Origin of the sequence: Acrocarpospora corrugata, from assembly GCF_009687845.1 — a bacterium.
Lineage (GTDB): Bacteria > Actinomycetota > Actinomycetes > Streptosporangiales > Streptosporangiaceae > Acrocarpospora > Acrocarpospora corrugata.
Map to the genome: position 1 here is coordinate 174143 of NZ_BLAD01000046.1, position 13727 is coordinate 187869.

Here is a 13727-nt window from a genome sequence, read left to right on the forward strand (position 1 = left end):
TACGCGCAACTCGCCAAGATTTTCGAGTCGCGGGGCCGCCGGTCAGGGGTTCCTGACCCGCCCGCGCCAGCCTTCCACCGGCAGCCCGAACTTGGCGACCAGCCGGTCGGTGAAGGGCACGCCGGTGGCGTGCACGCCGAGCAGCCGGGCCAGCCGGACCGGGATCTGGCCGCGGGTCACCTCCACCCGCGCGCCCGGCGGCAGGTCGAATCTGCGCCGCCCGTCGCACCACAGGATGCCGGCGCTGGTCTCCGGCAGGATCTCCACCGCCACCCTGGCCCTGGGCGAGATCACCATCGGCCGGGCGAACAGCGCGTGCGCGCTGTTGGGCACCAGCAGCAGCGCCTCCACCTCCGGCCAGACCACCGGCCCGCCGGCCGAGAACGCGTACGCGGTGGAGCCGGTCGTGGTGGCGCAGATCACGCCGTCGCACCCCCACCGGGACAGCGGCCGGCCGTCGATCTCGGCGACCACCTCCAGCATCCGGTCCCGCTTCTCCACCGACGCCTCGTTGAGCGCCCACGTCCTGGCCAGCACCGTGCCGTTGACGCGGACCACGACGTCGATGGTCATCCGCTCCTCGACCTCGTAGTGGCTCTCCACCACCCGGTCGACGACCTCGGTGAGGTCCTCCACCTCGGCCTCGGCGAGGAATCCGACGTGCCCGAGGTTGACGCCGAGCAGCGGGACGCCGCTCGGCCGCACCAGTTCCGCGGCCCGCAGCAGGGTGCCGTCACCGCCGAGGACGATCATGAGTTCGGCGTCGGCCGCGTCGGAGGCGGTCGCCGCGATCACCTCCACGCCCGGCTCGGCCACCGCCTCCGCCTCGTCGGCGGGCACCCGCACGTTCAGTCCTTCGGCCAGCAGCCGGTGGATGACCAGCCGGGCGCTCTCGACGGCGGCCGGGCGGCCGGTGTGCGTGGTGATGAGAACGGTCCGCTTCGCGTTCATCAGGAACGCTCCGCGTCCAGCGTCGTGCGGGGAGTCATCATGCTCCTGGAGGAATCATTGGGGGCCTTCGGCGATGGCGCGGCCGATTTCGGCCGGCAGGTCGGCGACGGGCTCGTGCTCCGCGCCCTTGCCGAGTCTGATCAGATATTCCACGTTCCCCGACGGGCCGGGAAGCGGGCTGGCGGTCACGCCCTTCACGGTCAGGCCGAGACCGGACGCGGCCGCCGCGACCTGCGCGACCGCGTCGGCGCGCAGCGCCGGGTCGCGGACCACGCCGCCCGCGCCGACCCGGTGCTTGCCCACCTCGAACTGGGGTTTCACCAGCATGACCAGTTCGCCGCCGTCGGCCAGGCAGCCGGTCAGGGCGGGCAGCACCAGGCGGAGCGAAATGAACGACAGGTCGCCCACGATCAGCGTGGGCGCCTCGCCGACCAGCTCCGGGGTCAGGTCCCGGACGTTGGTCCGCTCCAGCACCGTGACCCGGTCGTCGGTACGCAGCGACCAGGCCAGCTGGCCGTAGCCGACGTCCACCGCGAGCACGTGCGCCGCGCCGTGGCGGAGCAGGACGTCGGTGAACCCGCCGGTGGAGGCGCCCGCGTCCAGGCAGCGCCGCCCCTCGACGCGCAGGTCGGCGAAGACCGCCAGCGCGCCGAGCAGCTTGTGGGCGCCCCTGGACACGTAGTCGGGCCCCTCGGCGGCCACAGCCACGACGATGGCGGACGCGAGGTCCACCTGCGTGGCCGCCTTCCCCGCGACCTGGCCGCCGACGCTGACCCGGCCCGCCTCGATGAGCTGCGCGGCCTGCTCCCGCGACCGCGCCAGTTTCCGCCGGACCAGCTCGCTGTCCAGCCGCCTCCGCTGGCTCACCGCGCCGCCCTCACCCTCGGTTCGAGCGGCGCGCGGCCGTCACCGCTTCCGATCACGTACGCTCGTCCACCGACGCGAGCGTGCTCTCCAGATCACCGAGAACCTCCTCGAAAACCGCCACATGCTCTCCCACGGGACGCTCACCGAGCCCGCCGAGGCGCGCCACCGCGCCCTCGACCGACCCGTCACCCCCCGAGGTACGCCCCGCGACCGCTCCCGGTTCAGGCGACCCCTCAGCCTGGATGTTACGCAGGAACGCCAGTCCCGCGCCCTCCAAGCCCGCTTCCGTCATGCCCGCCCTCCACTCCCCGCCGACCGCCGCCCGGCCGCCGCCTTCTTCCCTACCGCCCGAACACCGGCCACATTCTTCCCGGCGGCCTTCGCTCCGGCGGCCTTCGTCTTGCCCGTCTTGGCACTGGCCGTTTTGGCACTGCCCGTCTTGGCTTGTGCCGTCTTGGCCCCGGCAGCCTTCATGATGACCGTCTTGGTCCTGGCCGTCTTCCCTCCGGCAGCCTTCATGATGGCCGTCTTCGCTCTGGCGGTCTTCGCTCTGGCCGTCCTCGCTCCGGCAGTCTTCATGCTGGCCGTCCTCGTTCCGGCAGCTTTCACACCGGCCGCCGACGCCCGGACCGTCTTTGTTCCAGCCGCCTTGACGCTCGCCGCCGACGCCCGGACCGTCCGCGCCCCGGCAGCCTTCACACTTGCCGCTTTTGCCCGGATCGCTTTCGCGCCGGTCGTCTTCAGCCCGGCCGCCTTCGTGGCCGAGCGCTTTACCGCCTTGCCCGTGACCTTAGCCGCCCGGCTGGCAGGCTTGGCCACAGTCTTGGCGGCCGTCCTGCTCAGCGTCTTGCTCGGGGTCCTGCCCGGCGTGGTGCCCGCCATCCGCTTCCGGGTGGTTCCGGTCGCCTTCGCGCTGGTACGGCTGCGCGTGGCCGCCTTCTTGACGCCGGCGACCCCGTCGGAGGCCGCCGTCGTCCGCTTCCTTCCGGCCGGACGCGCGGCGGACTTGAGGCGAGCGCTGGCCACCCCGGTCCGCCTCTCCCCCGCCGCCGCCACCTTCGGCGACGAGCCCTTCGCGCTCCCGGTCATCCTCGGCATCCGGGGTGCGGTGGAGCGCGGTTTGCCGGCGGCGGTCCGGGTCTTGGCGGCCGTTGTCTTGGCCATGCCCGCCTTGGCCGCTTTGCGCATCGTGGGCGCTTTAGTGGACCTGGTCTTGCCCGACTTAGTGGCTTTGGGCGTCGTACCCGCCACGGTGGACCTGGTCATGGCCGACTTGGTGGCCTTCGGCGTCGTGGCAGCCATGGTGGACCTGGTCGTGCGCGGCTTAGTGGCGGTTGCAGTCTTCGTGGTCGACCTGGACGTGGACGCCCGGGATGTGGCCGCCCGGGATGTGGCCGACCGGGACGTGGTCGTACGCGGCTTCGTGGTTGTCGTCTTGGGCTTGGTGGACTTGGCTGGAGTGCCTTTCGTGGTGCGCTTGGCGGTGGCGGAGATGCTCTTGGCCTTGGCCGGAGCGGACTTCTTGGCCGATTTCGTGGTCGCCTTCGCGGCCGGTTTCGTGGTCGGCTTGGTTTTGGCGGTGGACTTCGCTGTGGCCTTGGTGGTGGCCTTCGTGGTGGCCTTGGTGGTGGCCTTCGTCGACGGGCTCTTGCCTGCGGTGGCGCGTTTGGCCGTCGTGCGTGTGGCCGAGGCGGGTGACTCGGACGCCAGGCGGGATTCGAGTTCCTCGACTTGGTCCTGGAGACGGTCCACTTTCTCCGCCCGTACCAGATCGAGCACGAGGAGGACCTTGTCCACCTCGGTGCGGATGATCTGGGTGAGCTGCTCGCGGTTGGACTTGCCGACCGCGACGAGTTCCTCGACGAGCTGGCCAGCGTGCGCGGACACCTGGCCGAGGCCGTTGTCCCCCGACGCCATCAGCTCTTTGACGGCGGTCTGGGCTTTTGCCCTGGTCACGTCGGTCAGGCCGGTCGCGACCTGTACGTAACCGCGGAGTGCTTCGAACACCATGCGAACCCCCTTATCCCTGACACGCCCCCACGTGCCAGATTTCGCGTAGTACTCATGTGGAACGCTACCGTCCGTGGTGTAGAGGCATTTGACCGGTCCGCAGATAGAGGGGTGGACGCATGGCGAGCGTCGAAGAATGCCGGGCTGCGCTGGAGAAACTCGTCGAGCAATTCGACGAGATCAGTGACGAGGATCGAGCCAGGCATGTCGTGGAGCGCAGGGTCTCCTGTCGCATCTCCGACCTCGACGTCACCTTCTACGGCCGCATCCACCCCAACGGCCTCGACCCCTTCAAAGAGGCCCCGCCGCCGGACGGCCGCCCGCCCGAGATCAAGCTCACCATCCGCAGCGCGGACCTGCTCGCACTCGTGAACGGCGAACTCGACATGGCCAGAGCCCTGCTCGGCGGCCGCGTCAAAATAGACGCCAGCCTCGGCGACCTGCTCCGGTTGCGCAGACTGCTCTGAACGTTCGACGTTACTTGCGCCTCTACGGCTTCGGCGTCTCCGGGGCTTCAGCGTTGCGGCAGAAACGGCAGGGCGGGCTTGACGGCGTCCTCGTCTGCGGCGGTTTCGCCCACCCCCGCCCAGGTCGCGGCGCAGGCGGCGCGCAGCGCGTCCATCGGGTCGCCCGAGCCGCTCAGCTGGAGGCGGCCACCGGACCAGGTCGCACTCCACGATCCGCAACTGAAGCCGTCGCCCTCGGCGCGGATCTCAGCGGCCGCCTCGTGCAGGCCGGACAGGCCGGCGGAGATGTGCGTCGGGCGGTGCGCGGGGACCGCCGTGAGCAGGTCCAGCGGGGTGCTGACGCCGGTCAGGACGAGGAGGCTGTCGACGCCGGCGCGGGTGGCGCCCTCGATGTCGGTGTCGAGGCGATCGCCGACGATGAGCGGGGACTCCGCGTTGGTGCGGATCATCGACTCACGGTGCAGCGGGGGTTCCGGCTTGCCCGCGACGACCGGCCGCACGCCGGTGGCGGTCGCGATGACCTGCGTCATCGAGCCGTTCCCTGGCAGCTCGCCACGCCCGGTGGGCATCGTGGTGTCGGCGTTCGCGGCGACGAACCAGGCGCCTTGGCGGACGGCCAGGACGCCCTCGGCCAGCAGGCCGTACGAGATGCCGTCCCAGATGCCCTGCACGACGGCGGCGGGGGCGTCCAGGGCGGTGCTGACCGGGCGCAGGCCGAAGGCGCGCAGGGAGCCGCGCAGGCCGGTGCCGCCGACGACCAGGACCCGGGAGCCAGGTGGCACGTGTTCGGCGATGAGGCGGGCGGCGGCCTGGGCGGAGGTGACCACGTCGGCGGGGTCGGCGGGGACGCCGAGGTGGGTCAGGTGTTCGGCGATGGCGGCGGGGGTGCGGGACGCGTTGTTGGTGACGTAGGCCAGCCGTACCGACCCGGCGCGGGCGGCCCTGAGGGCTTCCGGGGCGCCGGGGACGGCGTTCCTGCCCAGGTAGACGACGCCGTCGAGGTCGAGCAGGAGCGTGTCGTACCGGTCGATCAGGTGGGTCACGCCTGCCTCGCGTGCAGGGTGGCGCGGATCTGGGTCAGGGCGGAGACGTAGTGCCGCAGGTCGGGACGCATCGCCGCGGCGACCGCCAGCGGTTCCTGCGCGCCCTCGATGTCGCCGGTGCGCCAAAGTGCCATACCAAGACCATAGTGGGCGTAATCCTCGGCCGGGTTCGCGTTGACGATCCAGCGGAAGCTGTCGGCGGCCTCCGCGTACCGCTTGGAGTTGAACTGGGCGCGGGCCAGCGCCTCGCGGATGCTGCGCGACTCAGGTTCCGCGTCGGCGGCGCGCTCCAGCAGGGACGCGGCGGCGGCCGGACTGCCCTCTTCCAGGAGTTTGACGCCGCGCTGGTACCAGTCGTAGACATCCCCGGCGGGGCTGCCGGGGGAATCAGCGACGCCGTCCTGTCCTTGGATCATAGATGAGGCCTCCTGCGAACCGATTTCCTGACGAACCGGGCACCGCTTCCGTGGGGAGTCCGGGCGTTTATGGCAACATGCCCGGTATGGAGAGTTCTGAACGGGCGGGACTGGTGCTGCGTCCGTTCCACGGCGTGCGGTATGCCGTAGCCGACGTGGCGGCCGTCACATCCCCGCCCTACGACCTGATCTCCCCCGGCGATGCCCAGACTCTGCTGGACGTCCATCCCAACAATGTGGTGCGCCTGATCCTTCCCGGGGCTGATCACTACGCGGACGCTCACCTGCTGCTGGAGGAGTGGCTGACCGCCGGCGTCCTGGTGACCGACCCGGATCCCGCCCTCTACGTGTACGAGCAGAGCGGCATCGGCGTCCTCCAGCGCGGGCTGATCGGCGTCGTCGGCGTGGATTCCGACGCCGTGCTGCCGCACGAGAACGTGATGCCGGGCCCGGTGGCCGACCGGCTGGCGCTGATGCGGAGCACCGAAGCGAACCTGGAGCCCATCTTCCTGCTGTACGCGGGGGGCGGTCCCGCGTCCCGGCTCGTCGACGAGGTGGCGGCCGGGCGCGAACCGCTGATGGACGTGGCCGGTCGGGACGGCGTACGGCACCGGCTCTGGGCGGTCACCGACACCGCCGAGATCACGGCCGTGGCGGCGGATCTGGCACAGCGGCAGGCGCTCATCGCGGACGGGCACCACCGGTTCGCGACCTACCAGGCGTTGCGGGCGGAACGCGCGACGCCGGGGCCGTGGGACTGCGGGCTGGCGCTGCTGGTGGACTCCACCGCGTACCCGCCGGATCTGAAGGCGATTCACCGGGTCATTCCCGGGCTGCCGCTGGAGGAGGCGGCGGCGCGGGCGAAGGGCGCCTGGCGGGTGCACGAGTTCGGCTCGCTCGAAGACGCGCTGGCCGGGCTGGCGTCGGCTTCGGGGCCGGCGTTCGTGCTGGCCGGGGAGGGCAACTCGCATCTGCTCACCGACCCGGATCCGATGCAGGTCGAGCACGCCATGCACGGCGAGAGGTCGGCGAGGTGGCGGGCGCTGGGGACGTCGATCCTGAACGAGTTCCTGCTGCCGAAGGTGTGGGGCATCGAGGACGACGAGCGGACGGTGCTGATCGTGCACCATGACGTCGACGCGGCGGTCCGGCTGGCCCGGCAGCATCAAGGCACGGCCGTGCTGCTCAACCCACTCAAGGCGGACGAGGTCTTCGCGGTGGCCGCCAACGGCGAGCGCGTCCCGCGGAAATCGACGTCATTCGCGCCGAAACCGGCCACCGGGCTGGTGCTGCGCACCTTCGCGGCGGGCTGATCGGGCCTGCGGTCAGGGCCGGAGCGCACGGCGCGCCCCTTACGCGGATATCTCACAAATCGAGCCTGCGGTTAGGGCCGGAGTGCACGGCGCGCCCGCCATTTCGCGGATATCTCGCAGGCCGGCCTCCGGTCAGGGTCAGAACGCGCGGCGCGCCCCTTACGTGGATATCTCGCTGATCGGGCCTGCGGTTAGGGTCGGAGCGTGGAGAATGTGACACCGCTCGGCGGGGACGTGTACGAGATCGACACCCGGATGGCGGGGTTCTCCGGGATCACCGCTGGCTATCTGATCCTGGGTGATCGGCCGTGCCTGGTGGAGACGGGCACGGCGACGTCGGCGCCGGTGGTCCGGGACGCGTTGGCCGCGCTCGGGGTCGGGGCGGGGGATCTGGCCACGGTCGTGGTGACGCACATCCATCTGGATCACGCGGGTGGGGTCGGGGATATCGCGCGGATGTTCCCGGTTGCCGAGATTGTGGTGCATGAGAAGGGCGCGCGGCATCTGGTTGATCCGTCCAGGTTGATGGCCAGCGCGAAGATGGTGTGGGGCGACAAGCTGGACGTGCTGTTCGGGTCGCTGGCGCCCACCGAGGCGGCGCGGATCAAGGCGCTCGGGGACACCGGGGCGATCGATCTCGGCAACGGGCGGACGCTGGCCAGCCATTACTCGCCGGGACACGCCAAGCATCATGTGGGGCTGATCGACTCGCTCACCGGCGATCTGTACGTCGGGGACGCGGCCGGGGTCTACATGCCCGAGACCGGTGACCTGCGGCCGGCGACGCCGCCGCCGGATTTCGACCTGGAGACGGCGCTCGGGTCGATCTCGTTGTTCGAGGCGCTGGGGCCGCAGCGGTTGCTGTTCAGCCACTATGGGCCGGTTGATGACGTTGCCGGGGTGCTGGAGAGGTCCGCTGAGGAACTGCGGGTCTGGGTGGATCTGACCAGGCAGGCGCGCTCGGCGGGGCTGGATCTTGATCACGCGGTGGCGATGGTGCGGGACCGGACCAAGGAGCGGTACGCGGCGTTGCGTGGCGCGGACGAGACCGCCGAGCATTTCGAGCTGCTGAGCGGGGCACCGTCGAATGTGGCGGGAATTCTGCATTGGCTGGATCGCGTGGATATGCCTCATTGAGCTGCCATGGGCGGATGCGGCGTAGCCGGGGAATCGCCGGATTGGTGAACCGTGACGGACGCTGACGCGAGCGTCCCAGGCAGTTCACGCCACCTCCGGCATATCCGAGAAGTCGCCGGTTCAACGATGTGTCGCGGACGTCGCGCGCAGTTCACGCCGCCTCCAGCGCAACCGGGGAATCGCCGGTTCGACGGCGTGTGCGGACGCTGACGCGAGCGTCCCATGCAGTTCATGCCACCGGTGTAAGCGGAGAATCGCCGGCTCGATGAGGCGAGCGTCTCGTGCAGTTTGCACCGGATCCGGTGCAACTGGGTTTGCTGGATTAATGAGGCATGGCGGACGCTGGTAGCAGCGTCCGCCATGTCAGCCGAGCGTCGGGTTAGCGGTCGCGGGAGTCGGGCTTCTCCTGCGGGTCGTCGAGGACGTCGCCGAAGTCAGGCTCGATGAACGCGAGGCCGAGCGGAACCGCTGAGTCCTCCGGCTTCACGGACTTCTCCGGCTTCACGGACTTCTCCTTCACGGATTTGTCGGCCTCGTCGAACTTATCGGCCTTGGCAGCCTTTTTTCTGGTTTTGGGCTTTTCGACGAGGGGTTCCGGGGATTTGTTGTCGCCGTCGCCAGAAAGAGGCTGGTCGGCCTCTGAGGTGGCGGGCTGCGGAATCTCGGAGGCTTCCGCGGTCGGTACGCTGGAAGGTTCTTCCGTGTCGCTTTCCGCGTCACCGGTTTCGGGTTCTCCGATTTCCCCGTCGCCGATTTCCCCGTCGCCGATTTCGGCTTCGTCGGCGTCCGCCTGGACGCTTTCTACGGCGTCGACTTCATCGTCTTCGGCGTCCTCGGTTTCCGCTTTACCGGATTCGGCTTCAGCAGTTTCCGTTTTAACGGCTTCCGATTTAGCGGTTTCCGTCTTGCCGGCTTCTGCGTCGGGGGTTTCCGTGTCGCTGGGTGCCTGCTTGGCGGGCTCGTTCGCGGGTTTGTGGTTCGTGTTCTTCGCGGGCGAGTCGAGCAGGTCGCCGAGGTCGACCGGCGGGGTTTCGTCGGATTCGTCGAAGTCCTCTTCGACGTCTTCGATGACGGAGCCGGTGAGTTCCGCGTAGCGTTCCGCGGCGTCGGTTTCGCCGTCCTCGTCGAAGGCCATCGCGCGGCCGAACCAGTCGGTGGCGGCGGCTTCGTGGCCGGCGTGCGCCAGCGCGTCCGCGTACGCGAAGGCCAGGCGGGCCGACCATGGCTTCGGCTGGGGGTCGCGGAGTTCGGGCATGCGCTGGAGGGTGATCACGGCCGCGTCGTGCTGGCCGAGGTCGCGGCGGGCGCCGGACTCGACGATGGCGAGTTCGATCCGGCCGGCCCGGTCGAGGCGCTCGGCTTCCTTGGATTTCACCAGGTCGAGCGCACGCTCCGGACGGCCGAGGCCGCGCTCGCTGTCCGCCATGATCGGCAGGTAGTCGTCGGATCCGGTCATTCGCCGGGCCGCGCGCAGATCGCCGAGGGCCTCCGCGTACTGACCGGCGTGGTAGGCCGCGATCCCCGTCGCTTCACGGACGATCCCGATCCGCCCGGCGAACCGGCGGGCTACCTTCGCGTGCTCGTACGCGCGCTCCGGGTCCTCCTGCTCAAGGGCCCTCGCCGTGGCGACGAGGTGGCTGGCGACGAGGTCGGCCAAGTCGCTGGGGAGTGAACGCAGTTCGTCGCGCGCCTCGCGGTCCAGCTCGTCCGGCGTGATGTCGGCGTCCAGCTCGGGAAGTTCCTCCCGCTCCTTCTGCTGCGGGGCTTCCTCGTCCCGGCCGTAGCGCGCCCGGCTGCCCTCGCCGTCCCGGCTGAACGGCCGGGCACCCTCACGCTCTTCGAAGGGACGCTGAGGACTGTCGCCCTTGTCGTCGAACGACCGCTGCGGACGGTCGTCGGCGGAACGCTGCGGGCGCTCGCCACGGTCGTCGAACGACCGCTGCGGACGATCCTCACGATCCTTGAAGGGCCGGTCGCCGGACGGACCACGATCGTTGTCACGGACCGGACGGCCTCCACGGTCGTCGCGAGATCCATAACGACCGCCGAAGCCGCCGCCACGCGAGTCACGATCACCGTACGGGCGCGGCCGATCCCCACGGTCGTCGAACGACCGCTGCGGACGATCATCGGAAGGGCGCTGCGGCCGGTCACCACGGTCACTGAAAGGCCGCTGCGGACGGTCGCCCCGATCGTCGAACGACCGCTGCGGACGATCACCAGAAGGACGCTGCGGCCGGTCACCACGATCGTCACGAGACCCATAACGACCGCCGAAGCCGCCGCCACGCGAGTCACGATCACCGGAAGGACGCTGGGGCCGGTCGCCGCGGTCGTTGAACGGCCGCTGCGGGCGATCACCACGATCGTTGAAGGACCGCTGCGGGCGGTCCCCGCGGTCGCTGAAAGGCCGCTGGGGACGGTCACCACGATCTTCGAACGAGCGCTGGGGCCGGTCGCCCCGATCATCGAAGGAACGCTTCGGCCGGTCATCGCGGTCGTTGAAGGAGCGCTGGGGACGGTCACCACGATCGTTGAACGGCCGCTGCGGCCGGTCACCGTAGGGACGCTGGGGGCGATCACCGTAAGAACGCTGCGGCCGGTCGTCGGACGACCTCTGGGGACGGTCACCGCGATCACTGAATGAACGCTGGGGACGGTCGCCGCGGTCGTTGAACGGGCGCTGGGGACGATCGCCACGGTCATTGAAAGGCCGCTGCGGACGGTCGCCGCGGTCGTTGAACGGGCGCTGCGGCCGATCGCCACGGTCATTGAAAGGCCGCTGCGGACGGTCGCCGCGGTCGTTGAACGGGCGCTGCGGCCGATCGCCACGATCGTCGAAGGATCGCTGCGGGCGGTCGCCGCGGTCGTTGAACGGGCGCTGGGGACGGTCCCCTCGGTCGTTGAACGGCCGTTGCGGACGGTCCCCTCGGTCATTGAAAGGCCGCTGCGGACGGTCACCGCGATCGTTGAAGGATCGCTGGGGACGGTCGCCACGGTCGTTGAACGACCGCTGCGGGCGGTCGCCGGTGGAGCGGCGGGGGCCGTCGTTCGGGCGGAACGGGGGGTTGCCCCGGTCGGAACCGTATTTGTCGCGGGCCGCGTCGCGGTCGCCGTAGCGCTGCGGGCGGTCGCCACGGCTCGCGTCGCGGTCACCGTACGGGCGCGCGGGGCGGTCGCCGCTGGGGCGGTTGTCGCGGTCGCCGTACGAGCGTTGCGGGCGGTCGCCGCGGTCGTTGTCGCGGGAGGGGCGGCTCGGGCGGTCGTCGCGGGAGCCGTACCGGCCGCCGAAACCGCCTCGGGAGTCGCCTCTGGAATCGCCCTCGCGGGGGCGGAAGGGGCGGTTGCCCCGGTCGTCGGAGCCTGGGCGGCTGCCGGAATCGCGATAGCCGCCTTGGCTGTTCGCTCGGAAGGGGCGGTCGCCGCTTCTTCCAGGGGCGTCTTCACGTCGCTCTCGAGGGCCGCTACCGGCCCGGTCGCTGTTCTCTTCGCCACGGCCCGCGCCGTCACGCCCGTCTTCTCTGTTCACTTCTGTCCTCTGTCGCTCGCTCACCGCGTACGGCTCGGCGTCCCGTTTCGGAGGCGGCTGCGCGGTTCGGGCATATCTCGGCTCGCGTCCCTGCTCCGACGCGACGAAGGCCACCCTTCTTGGTGGGGTGGCCCGGCCCGTCCAGCCTAGCAAGTGATGGCGACTGCGCGAGCCCCCGTCACGGTTTGCGGCCGTAGGTGACCGCGTGCATGGGCGTCATCTGGAACCAGCCCAGCTCGGTGAACCCGTGCCTGGCCAGCAGTTCGTCGTACGCCTCCCGGGGCAGCAGCTGGTCCCCGATCTGCGCCTCGAAGAACTGGATCCCGGACATGATCCGCCCCGGGACCTCCCGCAGCCCGGCGTCGTCGGCCGGGAACGGGAAGTCGGAGATGACGAACCAGCCACCTGATTCGAGCGCTTCCATGCTCCGCCGGGTGACTTCGTCGATGTCACGGCATTCGTGCATGGAGATGTTGTTGACGACCAGAGTGAACCCCTCCCCCGGCGCCATCGTCTCCAGCGGACTGGTGACCAACTCGGCTCGCACGCCTTCGGCACCGAGCAGCTTGGCCGCGTTGGCGATCGACAGGCTGTCCCCGTCCACCCCGGTCAGCTCACAGGCCGGGTACGCGCCGGCGAGCCGTACCAGCCCACGACCGGAGCCACAGGCCGTCTCCAGGATCTTGCAGCCCGCCGTGAGCCGCTCGGCGAGGCCGGGGATCTGGTCGAGGCCGGCCGGGATCAGGCGGGTGTAGAACGGGGTCCCTGTGCCGGCGACTCCGGCGATGAAGCCGGGGTCGCAGCCGTCCCACCACAGGCGCTCCCCGGACCCGAGCACGCGCTCGAACCGGTCGAACATCTCGTCCTGTTCGAGGACGGTGAAGACGCCGCCCACGTAGGCCGGGCTGGCGGTGTCGAGCAGGAGGGTGGCCATGTGGGGCTCCAGCCAGTAGACGTCGCCCTGGCGGTCGCAGAGGCGGGCGCCGTAGGCGGCGCGGCACCAGGCGCCGACGTAGAACGGGTCGAGCGCCAGATCCGCGGCGAGCTTGTCGGCGGTGAGACCGCTCGGGGTCTCGGCCAGCGCGCGGACGAGGCCCTGGCGGATGCCGATGGCGATGGTCCGGTGGGCGGTGTAGCCGGCCAGGTGCGGCAGCAGAACGGCGGCTTGGTCGCGCAGAGTGGTCATGTCAGTGTGCTCCTTTTCGCGTCACGTCCACCGTCGCCGCAAGGGCACGGGGGTCGATAGTGCGAGATCTGGAGCGATCGCGGTACACATTGTGGACTGGTCGGCGGGCGCGGCTCGCCTTACCTTCAGGTTATGACGGAATATGGCCAGTTCTGCCCGGTAGCGAAGGCCGCCGAGTTACTCGACCAGCGGTGGATGCTGCTGGTGGTGCGTGAGCTCATGGCCGGAAGTCAGCATTTCAATGAAATCCGGCGGGGCGTGCCGAAGATGTCGCCGACGCTGCTCAGCCGGAGGCTGCGGGATCTCGTCAAGGCGGGGGCCGCCGAACGGACCGAGGACAAGAGATATGTGCTCACCGCGGCCGGCAAGGAATTGGGTCCGATCGTGGACGCGCTCGGGGCCTGGGGGACGCGGTGGGTGCCCGAACTGGGCGATCCCGACCTCGATCCGCATCTGCTGATGTGGGACATGCGGCGAAGCGTCGACCTCACCGCGCTACCGCCGGGGCGGACGGTGATTCACGTGGTCTTCCCGGAGGCGGAGCCGGCTGTCCGGCGGTGGTGGCTGGTCATGACGCGGGACGGCACCGACGTGTGCGATTTCGATCCTGGGTACGAGGTCGTGGTCACCCTGGAGACGTCATTGCGGGAGATGTCGCGGATCTGGCGGGGGGATGTGGGGTGGGAGCAGTCACAGCGGACGGGGACGTTGCGGATTCGGGGACTGGCGAGCGCATGCCGGGACCTGAGCCGGTGGCTGCAATTGAGCAGGTACGCGCCCACTCCCCGGCCATTCTGAAAGAACTCGG

Annotated in this window: 12 protein-coding genes; 4 read left to right on the forward strand and 8 right to left on the reverse strand. The window is 70.1% G+C overall.

The window, feature by feature from the left end; genetic code table 11:
• Positions 1 to 42 precede the first annotated feature (42 nt).
• Genes Acor_RS14225 through Acor_RS14240 form a run of 4 tightly spaced genes read right to left on the reverse strand, consistent with a single transcriptional unit; the run spans position 43 to position 3828 of the window.
• On the reverse strand, positions 43 to 951 hold the full coding sequence (locus Acor_RS14225) for an NAD kinase (RefSeq protein WP_155337096.1): 909 nt from the start codon (positions 949 to 951) through the stop codon (positions 43 to 45).
• A 54-nt stretch (positions 952 to 1005) separates the two neighbouring features.
• The gene (locus Acor_RS14230; RefSeq protein WP_155337097.1) at positions 1006 to 1818 is read right to left on the reverse strand and encodes a TlyA family RNA methyltransferase; all 813 of its coding nucleotides are present in this window, start codon (positions 1816 to 1818) and stop codon (positions 1006 to 1008) included.
• A 52-nt stretch (positions 1819 to 1870) separates the two neighbouring features.
• Positions 1871 to 2110 carry a ubiquitin family protein gene (locus Acor_RS14235; RefSeq protein WP_155337098.1) on the reverse strand — a complete coding sequence of 80 codons (240 nt, stop codon included), beginning with the start codon at positions 2108 to 2110 and terminating at the stop codon, positions 1871 to 1873.
• Positions 2107 to 3828 (reverse strand): hypothetical protein, encoded by a 1722-nt coding sequence (locus Acor_RS14240; protein ID WP_155337099.1) that lies wholly within the window; start codon positions 3826 to 3828, stop codon positions 2107 to 2109. Before Acor_RS14240 ends, Acor_RS14235 begins: the two co-directional genes overlap by 4 nt.
• 119 nt (positions 3829 to 3947) lie before the next feature.
• On the opposite strand from Acor_RS14240, the gene Acor_RS14245 reads away from it, so the two are divergent.
• Positions 3948 to 4295: an SCP2 sterol-binding domain-containing protein gene (locus Acor_RS14245; RefSeq protein ID WP_155337100.1), complete on the forward strand. Its 348-nt coding sequence runs from the start codon at positions 3948 to 3950 to the stop codon at positions 4293 to 4295.
• 47 nt (positions 4296 to 4342) lie between these two features.
• Here Acor_RS14245 and Acor_RS14250 read toward each other — a convergent pair whose 3' ends face one another.
• Complete coding sequence (locus Acor_RS14250; protein ID WP_218034270.1) at positions 4343 to 5338, reverse strand: HAD-IIA family hydrolase; 996 nt, start codon at positions 5336 to 5338, stop codon at positions 4343 to 4345.
• Entirely contained in the window at positions 5335 to 5754 is a 420-nt protein-coding gene (locus Acor_RS14255; protein WP_155337101.1) for a tetratricopeptide repeat protein, read from the reverse strand. Before Acor_RS14255 ends, Acor_RS14250 begins: the two co-directional genes overlap by 4 nt.
• Positions 5755 to 5840: 86 nt before the next feature.
• On the opposite strand from Acor_RS14255, the gene Acor_RS14260 reads away from it, so the two are divergent.
• Positions 5841 to 7067: a DUF1015 family protein gene (locus tag Acor_RS14260; RefSeq protein WP_246238642.1), complete on the forward strand. Its 1227-nt coding sequence runs from the start codon at positions 5841 to 5843 to the stop codon at positions 7065 to 7067.
• Between the two features lie 204 nt (positions 7068 to 7271).
• Positions 7272 to 8204 carry an MBL fold metallo-hydrolase gene (locus tag Acor_RS14265; protein WP_155337103.1) on the forward strand — a complete coding sequence of 311 codons (933 nt, stop codon included), beginning with the start codon at positions 7272 to 7274 and terminating at the stop codon, positions 8202 to 8204.
• 379 nt (positions 8205 to 8583) lie between these two features.
• Here Acor_RS14265 and Acor_RS42785 read toward each other — a convergent pair whose 3' ends face one another.
• Both Acor_RS42785 and Acor_RS14275 read right to left on the reverse strand, forming a co-directional pair.
• Positions 8584 to 11733 carry a hypothetical protein gene (locus Acor_RS42785; protein ID WP_174876145.1) on the reverse strand — a complete coding sequence of 1050 codons (3150 nt, stop codon included), beginning with the start codon at positions 11731 to 11733 and terminating at the stop codon, positions 8584 to 8586.
• A gap of 178 nt (positions 11734 to 11911) precedes the next feature.
• The gene (locus Acor_RS14275; RefSeq protein ID WP_155337104.1) at positions 11912 to 12919 is read right to left on the reverse strand and encodes a class I SAM-dependent methyltransferase; all 1008 of its coding nucleotides are present in this window, start codon (positions 12917 to 12919) and stop codon (positions 11912 to 11914) included.
• 132 nt (positions 12920 to 13051) lie between these two features.
• On the opposite strand from Acor_RS14275, the gene Acor_RS14280 reads away from it, so the two are divergent.
• On the forward strand, positions 13052 to 13717 hold the full coding sequence (locus tag Acor_RS14280; protein WP_155337105.1) for a winged helix-turn-helix transcriptional regulator: 666 nt from the start codon (positions 13052 to 13054) through the stop codon (positions 13715 to 13717).
• The last annotated feature ends 10 nt before the right edge of the window (positions 13718 to 13727 follow it).

Excerpts from the sequence above, each read along its gene's own strand:
- Acor_RS14225 (WP_155337096.1), bottom strand. The coding sequence starts at position 951 with ATGAACGCGAAGCGGACCGTTCTCATCACCACGCACACCGGCCGCCCG.
- Acor_RS14235 (WP_155337098.1), bottom strand. The coding sequence starts at position 2,110 with ATGACGGAAGCGGGCTTGGAGGGCGCGGGACTGGCGTTCCTGCGTAAC.
- Acor_RS14240 (WP_155337099.1), bottom strand. The coding sequence starts at position 3,828 with ATGGTGTTCGAAGCACTCCGCGGTTACGTACAGGTCGCGACCGGCCTG.
- Acor_RS14245 (WP_155337100.1), top strand. The coding sequence starts at position 3,948 with ATGGCGAGCGTCGAAGAATGCCGGGCTGCGCTGGAGAAACTCGTCGAG.
- Acor_RS14255 (WP_155337101.1), bottom strand. The coding sequence starts at position 5,754 with ATGATCCAAGGACAGGACGGCGTCGCTGATTCCCCCGGCAGCCCCGCC.
- Acor_RS14260 (WP_246238642.1), top strand. The coding sequence starts at position 5,841 with ATGGAGAGTTCTGAACGGGCGGGACTGGTGCTGCGTCCGTTCCACGGC.
- Acor_RS14275 (WP_155337104.1), bottom strand. The coding sequence starts at position 12,919 with ATGACCACTCTGCGCGACCAAGCCGCCGTTCTGCTGCCGCACCTGGCC.
- Acor_RS14280 (WP_155337105.1), top strand. The coding sequence starts at position 13,052 with ATGACGGAATATGGCCAGTTCTGCCCGGTAGCGAAGGCCGCCGAGTTA.